This window comes from Candidatus Pelagibacter sp. HIMB1509 (assembly GCF_052047855.1).
Classification (GTDB): domain Bacteria; phylum Pseudomonadota; class Alphaproteobacteria; order Pelagibacterales; family Pelagibacteraceae; genus Pelagibacter.
This window is the reverse complement of the sequence record NZ_JBNAIU010000001.1, coordinates 138,614-152,167: the sequence shown is the minus strand read 5'-3', so window position 1 is coordinate 152,167 and position 13,554 is coordinate 138,614. Positions and strand designations below refer to the sequence as shown.

Genomic DNA, 13,554 nt, shown 5'->3' with positions numbered 1-13,554 from the left:
TTGCAGAATTAAAATACTATAAGACCAAAAATTACAAGAAGTAATAAACCAATAATAGATTGGTTTCTAAATGCTATCATTTCAGATTTTTTATCGTTTAAAGCTGTATAAGAATTGGAGTTTTGAGGAATTTGTCCGCTAGCTAAAAATGTTAGAGCTTGATTTGCTTTGTCCATGATTTCAGGTAACTCAGGTAATCTTTTAATTACTTCAGTACTATTTTTAAGTGTTTCGTTAAAATTATTTATAGGATCTTTTGTTTCTCTTAACCAATTTTCAAGAACTGGTTTAGAGGTTGTCCAAATATTAGTGTTAGGATTTAATTTTCTTGCAACACCCTCAACTACAACCATTGTTTTTTGTAACATCAACAATTGAGGTTGAGTTTGCATATTGAATTTTTCTGTAACATCAAAAAGCTGTTTTAATAATTTTCCACCCGAAATATCTTTAACCTCTTGACCAAATATTGGCTCTCCTATTGACCTTAATGCTTGTGCAAGATCATCTATTGGCACATTTTTAGGGACTAATCCTGCTACCAAGTGAACCTCAGCAACTTTTTTATAATCTCTTTGTATAAATCCAAATAAAATTTCAGCTAAAAAACGTTTACTCATTTTGTCTAATCTACCCATTATGCCAAAATCTATTGGAGCTATTTGACCATTCTCATCAATAAATATATTCCCTTGGTGCATATCAGCATGAAAAAAACCATCCCTTACTGCATGTCTTAAAAAATGTTGGATAATATCCTCAGCAATTTTATTAGTATTTAAATTTCTTTTTTTCAGCTCTTCTGTTTCACGAATAGATACTCCATCTATCCAATCTAATGTCATTACATTCTCACTAGTAAAGTTCCAATATATTTCAGGAACTTTGAATCCAGCATCATTTTTTGTATTTTCTGCATATTCATTTGCAGCTGCTGCTTCAAACCTTAAATCCATTTCTAGGTTAGTTATTTCTTTCAACAAAAAAACAACTTCCACAAGTTTTAATCTTCTAGTTTTTTTTAAAAATGATTCAATGATAAATGCAAATAGCATCATCGCATCAATTTCTTCATTAAATATTTTTTTTATGTCTGGTCTTATAATTTTTATTGCTACATCTTTAATTGTACCATTGTCATTTATTTTAGCTTTATGAACTTGTGCTATTGATGCAGCAGCAACTGGCTCACTTAAATCAATAATAGAATTGTAAGCATCATTGCCCAAATCGTTTTTAATTATTTCTTTTGCCTGATTAATAGAAAATGGTGGGACACGATCTTGTAATTTTTCCAGCTTTGTAGAAAGTTCTTCTCCTATAATATCAGGTCTAGTAGCTAAAAATTGACCTAATTTTATAAAAGTTGTACCCATCGACTCTAATGATTTTGAAAGTCTTTCACCATCATCTAGCGCATGATGACTCAATTCTTTTTTTTCAAAAGATATTGCTAATAGCTGAAATAAAATTGTGATCGCGACCGGCGGTTTTTTAAATTTAGAGGCAATATCTAAAATATCAGATTTTGCAATCTTTCTTCCTAATTTAAATAAAGTTATTAATTTTCTTAGCATTATATTTTCCAACCACTATGGATAGAAACTATACCACCTGAAAAGTTCCTATAATTACATTTCGTAAAATTATGCTTTTTCATTAAGTCAATTAATTCTTCCTGATTAATAAATTCTTCAATACTTTTTACTAAATATTCATATGGTTTTTTATCGCCAACAATAAATTGACCAATATGAGGAATTATTTTTGAATAGTTTTTATAAATAAAATCTAGGTTAGAATTTTGAATTTTTGAAAATTCTAAACATAGAAATCTTCCGCCTGGTTTTAATACCCTATAAGCTTCAGATAGAGTTTTATCTAAATTCTTTGTATTTCTAAGACCAAAACTTATTGTGTAATAATCAAATTCGCTGTCTTGATGTGGAAGCTTCTCAGCAGCTGCATTGATCCATTTTATATTTTTATAATTAGATAATTTTTGTTTGCCTTGATTAATCATACCTTTGTTTGGATCTACACAAGTGACTTCTGACATTTGATTTGTACTATTCAAAAATAATTTACCGATATCTCCAGTTCCACAAGCAACATCTATTAACTTTCTATTTGGAGATGGTTTCATTATATTGATTAGACTTTTTTTCCAAAATCTATGAATGCCCAGTGACATGAAATCATTCATCAAGTCGTATTTACTATAAACTTGATCAAAAACACCTTCCACAAGGCCTTTTTTATTTTGAAGATATTGTTGCATAAAAAAATATATATTGAATATAGTGAGAAATGCCAGAATTACCAGAAGTAGAAATTGTTAGACAATCTTTAGACAAAAAAATTAAACAAAAAAGTATTAAAAAAGTAATTATTAGAAATAAAAATCTTAGATTTCCACTTCCAAAAAATTTTAGTTCTTTTTTAATGAATAAAAAAATTATTAAAGTAGATAGATTTTCCAAGTATTTAATATTGAATTTTAAAAGTGGAGAGTTTTGTTTGATACATTTGGGTATGTCTGGAACCATACACATCATTGATAGTAAAAAAAAATTAAAATTTACTAATGCTAGTTTTTATCATTCTCCTATATTACCAAAAAAACATAATCATATTGAATTAATATTTAATTCTTTGAAAGTAATTTATAATGACCCAAGAAGATTTGGTTTTTTTGAGTTATTAGAAAATAGTGAAAAATTAGAAAATAGATTTAAAAATTTGGGACCAGAACCATTCAATTTAAATTTTAATTTGAATTATGTTTTTAATTACTTCAAAGGAAAGAATAAAAATATTAAAACATTTTTATTAGATCAAAAATTTGTTTCCGGAATTGGGAATATTTATGCAAGTGAAATTTTATTTCTAAGTAAGATTTATCCATTTAAAAAAGCAAGTTTGTTAACTAGAGAAGATTGTAAAAAAATTATTTACTATTCAAAAAAAATTTTATTAAGAGCAATTAAAAAAGGTGGTTCAAGTATTAGAGATTTTAAGGATACGTTGGGATCTTCTGGAAACTATCAAAAAGAATTTAAAGTATATCAGCAAGAAGGATTAAGATGTAAAACTATAGGATGTACTGATACTATACAGAAAAAAATTGTATCAAATAGATCTACTTTTTTTTGTAATTCCTGCCAAAATTAGCCAAATATTTAGTTGACCGTTTTCAGTTCTCAAGCTATACCCCTGCGCATGGCAAATACAAAATCAGCTATTAAACGTATAAGACGTATTTCTAAGCAAACGGCAGTTAATAAAGCTAGAAAAAGTAGATTTAGAAATGCATTAAAGAAAATGAACTCTTTAATTGATACCAAAAAGAAAGACGAAGCGTTAAAATTCTTACCTAAATTAAACTCTGAGTTGATGAAAATTGCAAAGACTGGTGTAATTAAAAAACAAAATGCATCAAGAAACGTTTCAAGAATAACTAAAAAGATTGCAGCAATTTAAAAATCTTAAGTTGTTTCGAAGATAAATTTCACACACACATTATATAAGATCTAAATATTTTCAAATTACTATATTTAGATTTAGTAAATCTTTGATCTCACACAATACAATCAATGTTTGATTCAATCTGTATTTGATTCAATCAAAAATTTTATTTTTAAGAAAATTTAAAACTAATTTAAAAATTTATGTCCATAAAAAAAATTGATTGTGACAATAAATTCTACAATTGCAGATTTAATTTTTTTTTAATTTTAAATTTAATACTTGTTGCAAAATTTTTTAAATCGTTCTAACTGAGATCTTCCCTTAAGTTATGAATAAAACTTTTACAAATAAAAATATTAATAATTTTGCTTCAGAAGAGATCGATTGGCAACAAATCCAATCTGAAATGAAGAATAAATTAGGTTTGGAAATTTATGAAAGTTGGTTAAAAAAAATATCATTTCTTGAGGAGTATAATAATTATTTACTTTTATCTGTTCCAACTAGATTTATCAGAGACTGGATTACTTCAAGGTATTTAGACCAAATTCTGAAGATAATTAAATTGTATAAAAAAGATATAATTAGAATTGAATTTAAAATTATTGATCAAAAAGTTGATAAGGATTTAAAAAATACAACAAATATTGAAAATACCCAAAATGAAAATGTTTCATTTATAAAAGACTCGTACCTTCAGTATAACCGAATAGATCCAAACAAACGATTTGATAACTTTATAACTGGATCAAGCAATAAACTTGCATATGAAGCTTCTTTAAAGGTTACAGAAACTATCTCTCATTACAATCCACTCTATATTTATGGTGGTGTAGGAATGGGGAAAACTCACTTATTAAATTCTATTGGTTTTGAGATGAAGAAAAAAAATAAAGTGATGTTCATTTCAGCTGAACGTTTCATGTATCAGTTTGTAAAATCAATTAAATCAAATGATATGGTTAAGTTTAAAGAATATTTTAGAAATACTGATATTTTATTAATAGATGACATACAGTTTATTAGCGGCAAAGAAGCAATGCAGGAAGAATTTTTTCATACATTCAATGCTTTGTTAGATAAAGGCTCACAAATTATAGTATCTGCTGATAGAGCACCTAATAAATTAATGCGTATTCAAGAGAGAATTAAATCCAGATTTTCAGGTGGATTGGTTGTTGACATTCAAAAACCCGATTTAGAATTACGAAAAAAAATAGTTCAAAAAAAAACAGAAGAATTAAACAATTTATATTCAGATCAGCTTCAAGTATCAAAAGATATACAAGATTTTATCAGTAATGAGATCTCAGGAAGTGTTAGAGAATTAGTTGGAGCAGTTAATCGAATAGTATCCTTTTCAAGAATTTATAACAAAGTTCCAAATTTACCTGAAACTAAAGTGGTATTAAAAGATCTTTTAAATATCTCAGAAAATAAAGTAACAATTGATTTAATACAGACTATTGTGTGTAAGTTTTTTAAGATAAGTAAAAATGAAATGCTTTCTTCAAGAAGATCAAGATATCTTGTAAGACCTCGACAGACTGCAATTTACTTAACTAAAATTTTAACTTCAAAATCATTACCAGAAATAGGTAGAGAATTCTCGAATAGAGATCACACAACAATTATCCATTCTGTTAAAACAATTGAGAAAATCAAAGAAAAAGATCCAGAAATGGTAGATAATATCAATAAACTTAAAAATCAGATATTATACAATAACAAAGAAAATGAAATTTAACGTCAACCAACAAGACCTTCAGCAAGCACTAAATTATTGTCAGGGTGTAATTGAAAAGAGAAGCACGTTACCAATTTTATCTAATATTTTATTAGATGCTAGCAATTCTAAATTAACAATCACTGCTACAGATCTTGATTTAATTTTTATACACCAGCTAAATAATGTTGAAATTCTAGAAGAAGGAAAAACAACAACAACCTCGTCAATTATGTATGACATAATCAGAAAATTAACATCAGGAAAAAAAATTAACCTTAGTCTTACCGATGTAAGTAAATTACAAGTAGAATCGGAAAAATCCATTTTTAATTTGAATTGTATTAGTGCTACCGAGTTCCCATTGACTGATGAAAATTTTAATCAAAATGAATTTATCATAAAATCAAAACAATTACTGAAGCTTCTAAATAAATGTAAGTTTTCTGTTTCAAATGATGAAACTCGACATTATTTAAGTGGTATTTATTTTCACCAAACTGAAGTTGAAGATAAAAATTATTTAACAGCTGTTGCTACTGACAGTCATAGAATGTCGATTTCAAAAATCAGGCTAGATGAAAAAATTGAATTTGACCCTATTATACTTCCCAAAAAAACAATTTTTCAACTTTGTTCACTGTTAGATAGTTATGATGGTGATGTAAAAGTATCAAATCTAAAGTCAAAAATTAAGTTTGAACTGAATAATAGTATTTTAATTTCAAAACTTATCGATGGAAAATTCCCGAATTACATTCAGGTAATCCCTAAAAATAATCAAAAAAAATTAGAAATTGATTTAAAACTTTTCTTAAACTCAGTTGATAGAGTAGCCTCTGTATCTCTGGATAAAAAAGATGGTGTAAAATTTAATTTATCAAATGATACTCTTAACCTTTCGGTAAATAACGCTAATAGCGGAGACGGAAAAGAAACATTAAATGTTAAATTTGATCACGATTTAGAAATAAGTTTTAATTCCAGATATTTGATTGATGTAGCTTCACAATTAGACAGTGATAGAGTCGAAATCTTCTTTAATGATACGGGTTCACCAGCTTTAATTAAAGATCCAGGCGATTTTGATAGTATTTATGTTGTGATGCCAATGAAGGGTTAATTTATTAAATCTAATTCTTGATAGATTTTTTTTTCTAAAGTTTTTAAAAATTCATTTTTTTCTAGGCCAGCAGAAATAGGTTTTAATATTGATATAGTAATTGTTCTATTACTATTTTTTCCACCTTTTTTTGGCCATACGTAACCAGAGTTTATGGCTACTGGTAAACAATTTATTTTTAATTCTTCATATATCCTTGAGGCTCCTTTTTTAAATGGAGTTCTATCATCAGGTAATACCCTGGTACCTTGAGGAAAAATAATTAATGGACGATTTGATTGTGATATTGTTATTGAAATATCATTAAAAAAACCCAAATTATCTTTAGTTGTTTTATTTCTATTTATTGAAATAGATCCTATTTTTTTTAAATACCAACCAAATATTGGAATTTGAAGAAGCTCTTTCTTTAAAATAAAAACTGGTGAATTAAAAATAGTTTGCAAATAAAAAGTTTCAAACATTGATTGATGAGATGCAGCAATAAAAAATTTATCCTCTTTGATTATATTTTCTTTACCTTTGATAAGGATTTTTACTGAAAGGATAAACCTTAAGCAAATACCAGTCCAATAGCCCATTAATTTGCCACCAATTAAAACAATTTTTCTTGGTAGAAAAAAAGAAGGTAAAAAAATTATAGAAATAAAAATAATTCCAGTAAAAAAAATTATTGAAAATAAAATGTTTCTTATCATTGTCTCAAAAGCTAAATTAAATCTTTATGCTTTTGTCTTTTTCTAATTATTTTTATTTTGTTGTTTTTAATTAATATTTCTAATGGTTTTGTTCTTAAGTTATAATTTGAACTTAGTGACATTCCGTAAGCACCAACATCACATATTGCAACATAGTCTTTTTCTTGAAGTTCCTGAAAGTTTTTAATAGTTACAAACTTGTCTGTAGTTTCACATATAGGTCCTACAAATTCATAAGTTTTTTTAGAAACTTTTCCAGATTTAATAACAGGTAAAGTTTTGTGAATTGCACCATATAATGCTGGTCTCATTAAATCATTCATTGCTGCATCTAATATAATGAATTTTTTACTTTCACTGTCTTTTATATAAATTACTTTTGTAATCAATGTTCCAGAATTTCCTATTATAGATCTTCCTGGTTCAAATATAATTTTACATTTTTTATTTTTTAAAAATTTTTTAATAGCTAAATTATATTTTTTATAATTAAGTTTTTTATTTTTATCTGAATAAGAAATTCCCATACCACCACCTAAATCGATGTATTCAAATGTATGAGATGTTTTCTTTAAAATATTATCGACTACTTTAAGCATCTTTTCATAAGGCTTATGATCTAAAATTTGGCTTCCAATATGAACACTTAGGCAATTAAGATCTATATTTTGTGAACTTTTGCAATATTCAATTATTTCATAAAATGTTTTTTCATTTACACCAAACTTATTCTCCTTTTTACCAGTCGAAATTTGGCTTAATGTTTTTGCATCCGTATTAGGATTTAATCTTAAACCAATTTTTACAATTTTATTTTTTTGTCTAGCCACTCTATTTATTTCTACTACTTCACTTTTCGATTCTGCGTTTATTAGTAAAATTTTTTTATCTATTGCGTAACTTATTTCATTTGTAGTTTTACCAACTCCTGAAAAGACAATTTTTTTTGGACTAATACCTGCTTTAAGAGCCATCATCATTTCACCAACAGATACTACATCAGCTCCAAAACCAAATTTTGATATCTCATTTATTAAATTTATATTGGTATTTGATTTAACTGCAAAACATATCAATGGTGATATTGATTTAAAATTTTTTTTAAAATTTAAAATATTTTTTTTTAACCTTGAGTAAGAATAGCAATATGTTGGAGTACCATATTTTTTTGCAATTTTTAAAAAGTTAACTTTATCAATAGATAATTTTTTATTTATGTATTTCATTACACTCTATTTTTAGAGAATAGATTTAAATAAACTTGTTTTTTGTCCTCTTTGTATACAGGGTCACCTTTCTTGCCACATGAAAATAACAGTAGCAACATAACTAACATAAATGTGATTTTTTTTATCATTTTAATTTTTTATATTTAGTTATCATTTTTTTAATATTTTCAAAAGAAGTTCCCCCAAATGATTTTTTTGAATTTATAGAGTTTTTTAAATTGAAAATTTCTAAAACCTTTTCTGTCAGTTTTGGCTCAATTTCTTTAAGTTCATTTAAACTTAATTCGTTTAAATTTTTTTTTCTTTTTTCAGCTATGTTAACAATAGCAGCTGTTTTTTGATATGCCTTTCTAAATGACATGTTGTGTTCTCTAACTAAATAATCAGCTAGATCTGTTGCTGTAATATGACCTGTATTTGCAAGTTCAAGCATCTTCTTTTTATTTGCACTGCAATTTTTTAAAACTTCATCAAATATTTTTAAGCAATTTATTAAAGTATCATTAGAATTAAAAACCAATTCCTTATCATCCTGTAAATCTTTAAAGTAGGATAGTGGCAAGCCTTTTAGTATCGTTAACATAGAAAAAAAATTTCCGTAAGAAGTACCAGTTTTTCCTCTTAGATATTCTAAGAGATCAGGATTCTTTTTTTGAGGCATAATCGAAGAGCCTGTAACAACTTTATCTGATAAGTTAATTAAGTTAAATCCATCTGAATTCCATATAATTAATTCCTCTGCAATTCTGGAAATATGCATTGAACATACTGAAATAGCGTAAAGAAAATCTAGTACAAAGTCTCTATCCGAAACTGTATCTATTGAATTATTAGTTGGTCTTTTAAATCCAAGTTTTTTAGATGTAAAATTTCTATCTATATTAAACGAAGTGCCTGATAGAGCTGCTACACCTAATGGACTTTCATCTAAACAATTTAAATTGTTTAAAAATCTTTTTTTATCTCTAGTAAACATTTCTACATAAGCCATTAAATAATGGCCAAATGATATAGCTTGAGCATTTTTAAGATGAGTAAACCCTGGCATGATAGTCTCTATATTTTTTTCAGCCAGTTTAATTGTGCTTTTGATTACTTTATCTATATTATTATTAATATCTTTTGTTGCAGTTTTAATCCAAATTTTAAAATCAGTTATTACCTGATCATTTCTTGATCTAGCTGTATGAATGTATCCAGCTTCATCACCAATTATTTGAAATAATCTTTTCTCAATATTCATATGAATGTCTTCATATTTTTTATTAAATTCAAATTTTTTGTAAGTTATTTCTTTATAAATTTTATTTAGACCATAAATAATTTTATTTTTTATTTTAAAGGAAATTATCTTTTGTCTAAAAAGCATTTCAACGTGTGCAATGGATCCTTGGATGTCTTCTTTATAAAGTCTCTTGTCTATATCAATAGAATTACCAACTTTTTGAAATAAGTTTGACGCTTCCTTTTGTATTCGCGTGTTCCATATTGCTTGGTTGTTTTTATTTTTTGCCATGATATTTAGTTATACCTAATTAATATGAGAATTTTAGCATTATTTATTTTTTTAATTACAACTGCAGAAGCTAGTGATTTACCGAACATTAAAAATATTGTTATTCATAAAGTTCCAAAAACGTATGAAAATGTATTTTTTTTAAATAAAAAAAATGAAAAAATTAAAATTAATGATTTCAAAGGAAAATTATTAGTTTTAAATTTTTGGGCTACTTGGTGTCCTCCGTGCAAAGAAGAGATGCCTTCATTAGACAATATGCAAGCAAATTCATCACTTAATAATTTAAAAGTTTTTCCTATTAATATTGGGAAAGAAAACCTAAATAAAGTTGAAGAATTTTTTGCGAAATTAGACTTAAAAAATTTGGAACCTTTTTTTGATCCAGAAGTAACTTTAGCTAAAACATTTTCTCTAAGAGGAGTTCCAACATCAATATTTATAAATAAAGAAGGTGAGGAATTTGCAAGGGTTATTGGTGACATAGACTTTAATGACAAAGATTTTTTAAAGTGGATTGAGAAATATAATTAGTTTTTAAAAAAATATGCGAAAGCTACCAAAACAAGTATAGCCACAAATTGCAGTAGAACTCTAAGCTGCATTAGTTTATTTGAATATTTTTTACTTGTTTCTCCACCTTTAAATAAAGTACCAATACCCAAAACCAAAACTATTCCAACAGCTATTAAAAGAGCTATAGATAAAATTTTAACTAATATTCCAGAAAACATATTATTATTGTAGTGTGTTTTTAAAAATAAAAAACATAATAAATCATCTATGACATTTTGCCTTAATTCAATCATCATCAAGCCAGAAGAAGGAACAGAAATTAAGAATGCGATAATTTTACTTCATGGGTATGGTGGAGATGGAAAAGACATAAGTATGTTAACTTTAAATTGGAAAAGACATCTGCCAAACACTATTTTTATTTGTCCTAATGGACATGAAAAGTGTGCAATTAATCCATCAGGATATCAATGGTTTGATTTAACCAAAGAAGATCAGTCTTATATTCTTGAAGAGTCAATTAAAGCTGAAAATGTTATTAAAAAATTTATTGAGGAAGTTAAAATTGAATACAACTTATCAAATCAACAAATTTGTTTATCAGGCTTTAGCCAGGGCTGCATGATGTCTTTGAATGTTGGTCTTACCTCAAATGAAAAATTTTTATGTGTCGTAGGATTTTCAGGGAAAATAATAGATCAAATTAATTTGAAAGATAGAATCAAAAATAGCACAGATACATTACTAATACATGGTGATGTCGACCAAATTGTTCCATCAACACATTTACTTGAAGCTAAAGATTTTTTAATTCGAAATAATATTCCTGTTGAAACTTTATTAATAAAAAATTGCGACCATCACATTCCTATCGAGGCATCAAGTACAGCATTAAATTATATTTTAAAAAAAATTTAACATCTGATCATATTGATTATGATGCTAAACTAAGTTAATGTTTTAATGTGAACAACTTTATTGAACAAGATGTATCATTAGAAAAATGTCCTGCATTAGTTCTTAATGCTGATTACAGACCCCTAAGCTATTACCCACTATCATTATGGTCATGGCAAGACACTGTGAAATCAGTTTTTCTTGATAGAGTTATAATTGTAAGCCATTACGATAGAACTATCAGAAGCCCTTCATTTAATATGAAGCTACCAAGTGTTATAGCTTTAAAAGACTATATTGTTCCTCAAACGAAACCAAGTTTTACTAGATTTAACGTTTTTTTAAGAGATAAATTCTCTTGTCAATACTGTGGAAGTAATGAGGAACTTACTTTTGATCATTTGCTTCCAAGATCTAAAGGTGGAGAAACAAATTGGGACAATGTTGTTACAGCTTGTTCAGCTTGTAATGTAAAAAAAGGTGGTAAATTATTAAAACATTCAGGAATGAAATTAAATCAATATCCATTCAGACCTTCAACAGAAGATTTACATAAAAATGGCAAGAACTTTCCTCCTAACTTTTTACATAAAAGTTGGATGGATTATTTGTATTGGGATGTTGAATTAGAAACTTAAATTTTTTCAGAAATATTAATTGCAATTTTAGAACCAGTTTTAATTATTTTATCTAAAATACTATAAGGTCCTTTTTTAGTTGCACCTTTTTCATAAGCGATATCTTTATGATTAAGCTCATCTTCTCTAAATTTTGTAATTTTGTTTTTGAGAAATTTTTCATCTTCATCTAATTGATTAATTTGATTTAAGTAGTGTTCATCAATTACTTCCTCTACAGATGCTGTGCATAGCATGGCTGCCTTTTTCCCTAACAAAGTAGAACCAAATCCTAAACCAACACCTAGCAAATCCCACAGTGGCAAAAGTTTTGTAGGAGCAATGTTTCTTTTTTTAATTTCATTTTCAAAGAATTCACTATGTTCCTTTTCATGAATTTTCATATCTTCTATGATTTTTTTCAAATTTTCATCTTTGACAAATGTATTTAAAGCTAACAATTGACCCTCATATATTTTAACTGCTCCACGCTCACCAGCATGATCTACCCTTATAAATTCTTCAATTTTTTTTTTACTTACTTTTGGCATAGTTTAAATAAATTTTTAATGCATTGATTGTAATTAGTATAGAAATTACAATATTGTAAGTTGTAAGTGATAATCCAAAAATTTTAAATGTTACATCTTTGCAGCTCACTTTTTGTTCTTGCAATTGTTTTAAAATTTCTTCTTTGGAAGTTACTTCAGAGCCATTTTTTAGGTCACAAACTAAAGATTCCTCGATAAACCCTTGTTCAATACCAAAATGATAAACTGATAAGATAGTAGCTGTTAAAAAAACAATTACCAATAAAACCAAAAATATTTTTTCAAACTGAGAAAATTTATAATTCAAGAGTATAATTACTATTGCAATTACATATGGAATTCTCTCTAAGATACAAAGATTGCATGGTTGATGACCCAAAATATATTCAATAAAGAACGCTGACAATAAAGCAACGAAACTGACAAATAAAATCAGGTTAAGAAACAATGATTTATTTTTAAGCATTAAATTTAAAAATTAAAAATATAATTCCTAATACTATAACTATTAAAATTCCAATTATAGTGAACCATTTTGAACCATGCTTCTCCATGAATTCAGTAAATAAGTCACCAAATTTATAAGATAAATAAGCAACAATAAAAAATCTAAGACTTCTCGAGATTAAACTTACAACAATAAATACAGGTAAACTAAAACCAACAACACCGCTAGCAATAGTGAATGCTTTATAGGGAAGTGGAGTAAATCCTGCTAGAAAAAGAATACTTAGCCAGGCAAAAAAACCTGATCCTTGAGACAAACTTGTCTTCAAATTTTCTACTTTATTTTCATAACCATAAAATTCAATTAAATGAATAGCTAAATCATAAAACAAATAACCTAGTAAATATCCAAAAATTCCACCTAAAACTGAAAATAAAGATGCGATTAAAAATATTTTAAAATATTCTTTTTTTTTAGCAATCACCATAGGAATAATCATTACATCTGGAGGTATAGGAAAAAACGAACTTTCAGAGAAGGAAACAATTCCTAAGTACAAATTTGAACTTTTGTGAGCAGCTAAATTTAAACACTTTTTATAAAGACTTTGGAACATTTTTTGGTTTTAATATAATTTTAGTTCTTATACTATTTAATTATAATTTAATTTAATGGGCGAATGGCGGAACTGGTAGACGCGCACGACTCAAAATCGTGTTTCGCAAGAAGTGAGAGTTCGATTCTCTCTTCGCCCACCAAAGT

Annotated in this window: 17 protein-coding genes and 1 tRNA gene; 8 read left to right on the top strand and 10 right to left on the bottom strand. The window is 26.8% G+C overall.

Going from position 1 to position 13,554, the window contains the following annotated elements; translation table 11 throughout:
* Positions 1-8 precede the first annotated feature (8 nt).
* The gene (gene ubiB / locus ACTTBO_RS00740; RefSeq protein WP_440655744.1) at positions 9-1,577 is read right to left on the bottom strand and encodes a 2-polyprenylphenol 6-hydroxylase; all 1,569 of its coding nucleotides are present in this window, start codon (positions 1,575-1,577) and stop codon (positions 9-11) included.
* Entirely contained in the window at positions 1,577-2,281 is a 705-nt protein-coding gene (ubiE, locus tag ACTTBO_RS00735; protein ID WP_440655743.1) for a bifunctional demethylmenaquinone methyltransferase/2-methoxy-6-polyprenyl-1,4-benzoquinol methylase UbiE, read from the bottom strand. Before ubiE ends, ubiB begins: the two co-directional genes overlap by 1 nt.
* 29 nt (positions 2,282-2,310) lie before the next feature.
* Between ubiE and mutM the strand changes: the two genes are divergently transcribed.
* The 4 genes from mutM (at position 2,311) to dnaN (ending at position 6,320) form a co-directional block, all read left to right on the top strand.
* Entirely contained in the window at positions 2,311-3,174 is an 864-nt protein-coding gene (gene mutM, locus ACTTBO_RS00730; RefSeq protein ID WP_440655742.1) for a bifunctional DNA-formamidopyrimidine glycosylase/DNA-(apurinic or apyrimidinic site) lyase, read from the top strand.
* Between the two features lie 48 nt (positions 3,175-3,222).
* Positions 3,223-3,483, top strand: coding sequence for a 30S ribosomal protein S20 (gene rpsT, locus ACTTBO_RS00725; protein ID WP_440655741.1), 261 nt, complete (start codon positions 3,223-3,225; stop codon positions 3,481-3,483).
* A gap of 316 nt (positions 3,484-3,799) precedes the next feature.
* Complete coding sequence (gene dnaA / locus ACTTBO_RS00720) at positions 3,800-5,218, top strand: chromosomal replication initiator protein DnaA (protein ID WP_440655740.1); 1,419 nt, start codon at positions 3,800-3,802, stop codon at positions 5,216-5,218.
* Positions 5,208-6,320 (top strand): DNA polymerase III subunit beta, encoded by a 1,113-nt coding sequence (gene dnaN, locus ACTTBO_RS00715; RefSeq protein WP_440655739.1) that lies wholly within the window; start codon positions 5,208-5,210, stop codon positions 6,318-6,320. Before dnaA ends, dnaN begins: the two co-directional genes overlap by 11 nt.
* Here dnaN and ACTTBO_RS00710 read toward each other — a convergent pair.
* From ACTTBO_RS00710 to argH, 4 genes are read right to left on the bottom strand one after another with little or no spacing between them, the layout of a single operon-like run.
* The gene (locus ACTTBO_RS00710) at positions 6,317-7,018 is read right to left on the bottom strand and encodes a lysophospholipid acyltransferase family protein (RefSeq protein WP_440655737.1); all 702 of its coding nucleotides are present in this window, start codon (positions 7,016-7,018) and stop codon (positions 6,317-6,319) included. The two genes, dnaN and ACTTBO_RS00710, sit on opposite strands and share 4 nt — an antisense overlap.
* 11 nt (positions 7,019-7,029) lie before the next feature.
* Entirely contained in the window at positions 7,030-8,244 is a 1,215-nt protein-coding gene (lysA, locus tag ACTTBO_RS00705; protein WP_440655736.1) for a diaminopimelate decarboxylase, read from the bottom strand.
* On the bottom strand, positions 8,244-8,375 hold the full coding sequence (locus tag ACTTBO_RS00700; protein ID WP_440633241.1) for a hypothetical protein: 132 nt from the start codon (positions 8,373-8,375) through the stop codon (positions 8,244-8,246). Before ACTTBO_RS00700 ends, lysA begins: the two co-directional genes overlap by 1 nt.
* Complete coding sequence (argH, locus tag ACTTBO_RS00695; RefSeq protein WP_440655735.1) at positions 8,372-9,763, bottom strand: argininosuccinate lyase; 1,392 nt, start codon at positions 9,761-9,763, stop codon at positions 8,372-8,374. Before argH ends, ACTTBO_RS00700 begins: the two co-directional genes overlap by 4 nt.
* 24 nt (positions 9,764-9,787) lie before the next feature.
* Between argH and ACTTBO_RS00690 the strand changes: the two genes are divergently transcribed.
* The gene (locus ACTTBO_RS00690) at positions 9,788-10,297 is read left to right on the top strand and encodes a TlpA family protein disulfide reductase (protein ID WP_440655734.1); all 510 of its coding nucleotides are present in this window, start codon (positions 9,788-9,790) and stop codon (positions 10,295-10,297) included.
* On the opposite strand, the gene ACTTBO_RS00685 is transcribed toward ACTTBO_RS00690, so the two are convergent.
* Positions 10,294-10,497 carry a twin transmembrane helix small protein gene (locus ACTTBO_RS00685; RefSeq protein WP_262590092.1) on the bottom strand — a complete coding sequence of 68 codons (204 nt, stop codon included), beginning with the start codon at positions 10,495-10,497 and terminating at the stop codon, positions 10,294-10,296. The two genes, ACTTBO_RS00690 and ACTTBO_RS00685, sit on opposite strands and share 4 nt — an antisense overlap.
* A gap of 49 nt (positions 10,498-10,546) precedes the next feature.
* On the opposite strand from ACTTBO_RS00685, the gene ACTTBO_RS00680 reads away from it, so the two are divergent.
* Both ACTTBO_RS00680 and ACTTBO_RS00675 read left to right on the top strand, forming a co-directional pair.
* Positions 10,547-11,197, top strand: coding sequence for an alpha/beta hydrolase (locus tag ACTTBO_RS00680; protein ID WP_440655733.1), 651 nt, complete (start codon positions 10,547-10,549; stop codon positions 11,195-11,197).
* A 47-nt stretch (positions 11,198-11,244) separates the two neighbouring features.
* Positions 11,245-11,814, top strand: coding sequence for an HNH endonuclease (locus tag ACTTBO_RS00675; protein ID WP_262590094.1), 570 nt, complete (start codon positions 11,245-11,247; stop codon positions 11,812-11,814).
* On the opposite strand, the gene ACTTBO_RS00670 is transcribed toward ACTTBO_RS00675, so the two are convergent.
* Genes ACTTBO_RS00670 through ACTTBO_RS00660 form a run of 3 tightly spaced genes read right to left on the bottom strand, consistent with a single transcriptional unit; the run spans position 11,811 to position 13,408 of the window.
* Entirely contained in the window at positions 11,811-12,344 is a 534-nt protein-coding gene (locus ACTTBO_RS00670; protein ID WP_262590095.1) for a demethoxyubiquinone hydroxylase family protein, read from the bottom strand. The genes ACTTBO_RS00675 and ACTTBO_RS00670 overlap by 4 nt on opposite strands.
* Entirely contained in the window at positions 12,328-12,810 is a 483-nt protein-coding gene (locus tag ACTTBO_RS00665) for a disulfide bond formation protein B (protein ID WP_440655732.1), read from the bottom strand. Before ACTTBO_RS00665 ends, ACTTBO_RS00670 begins: the two co-directional genes overlap by 17 nt.
* The gene (locus tag ACTTBO_RS00660; RefSeq protein WP_440655731.1) at positions 12,803-13,408 is read right to left on the bottom strand and encodes a YqaA family protein; all 606 of its coding nucleotides are present in this window, start codon (positions 13,406-13,408) and stop codon (positions 12,803-12,805) included. The genes ACTTBO_RS00665 and ACTTBO_RS00660 overlap by 8 nt, the downstream gene beginning before the upstream one ends.
* Before the next feature lie 57 nt (positions 13,409-13,465).
* On the opposite strand from ACTTBO_RS00660, the gene ACTTBO_RS00655 reads away from it, so the two are divergent.
* Positions 13,466-13,550: transfer RNA gene (locus tag ACTTBO_RS00655), tRNA-Leu, on the top strand.
* Positions 13,551-13,554 lie beyond the last annotated feature (4 nt).

Coding starts and splice junctions, on each gene's coding strand:
- dnaA (WP_440655740.1), top strand. CDS start 3,800: ATGAATAAAACTTTTACAAATAAAAATATTAATAATTTTGCTTCAGAA.
- ACTTBO_RS00690 (WP_440655734.1), top strand. CDS start 9,788: ATGAGAATTTTAGCATTATTTATTTTTTTAATTACAACTGCAGAAGCT.
- rpsT (WP_440655741.1), top strand. CDS start 3,223: ATGGCAAATACAAAATCAGCTATTAAACGTATAAGACGTATTTCTAAG.
- ACTTBO_RS00680 (WP_440655733.1), top strand. CDS start 10,547: ATGACATTTTGCCTTAATTCAATCATCATCAAGCCAGAAGAAGGAACA.
- mutM (WP_440655742.1), top strand. CDS start 2,311: ATGCCAGAATTACCAGAAGTAGAAATTGTTAGACAATCTTTAGACAAA.
- ACTTBO_RS00665 (WP_440655732.1), bottom strand. CDS start 12,810: ATGCTTAAAAATAAATCATTGTTTCTTAACCTGATTTTATTTGTCAGT.
- ubiB (WP_440655744.1), bottom strand. CDS start 1,577: ATGCTAAGAAAATTAATAACTTTATTTAAATTAGGAAGAAAGATTGCA.
- ACTTBO_RS00660 (WP_440655731.1), bottom strand. CDS start 13,408: ATGTTCCAAAGTCTTTATAAAAAGTGTTTAAATTTAGCTGCTCACAAA.
- ACTTBO_RS00670 (WP_262590095.1), bottom strand. CDS start 12,344: ATGCCAAAAGTAAGTAAAAAAAAAATTGAAGAATTTATAAGGGTAGAT.
- ACTTBO_RS00710 (WP_440655737.1), bottom strand. CDS start 7,018: ATGATAAGAAACATTTTATTTTCAATAATTTTTTTTACTGGAATTATT.
- ACTTBO_RS00700 (WP_440633241.1), bottom strand. CDS start 8,375: ATGATAAAAAAAATCACATTTATGTTAGTTATGTTGCTACTGTTATTT.
- argH (WP_440655735.1), bottom strand. CDS start 9,763: ATGGCAAAAAATAAAAACAACCAAGCAATATGGAACACGCGAATACAA.
- ubiE (WP_440655743.1), bottom strand. CDS start 2,281: ATGCAACAATATCTTCAAAATAAAAAAGGCCTTGTGGAAGGTGTTTTT.
- lysA (WP_440655736.1), bottom strand. CDS start 8,244: ATGAAATACATAAATAAAAAATTATCTATTGATAAAGTTAACTTTTTA.
- ACTTBO_RS00685 (WP_262590092.1), bottom strand. CDS start 10,497: ATGTTTTCTGGAATATTAGTTAAAATTTTATCTATAGCTCTTTTAATA.
- dnaN (WP_440655739.1), top strand. CDS start 5,208: ATGAAATTTAACGTCAACCAACAAGACCTTCAGCAAGCACTAAATTAT.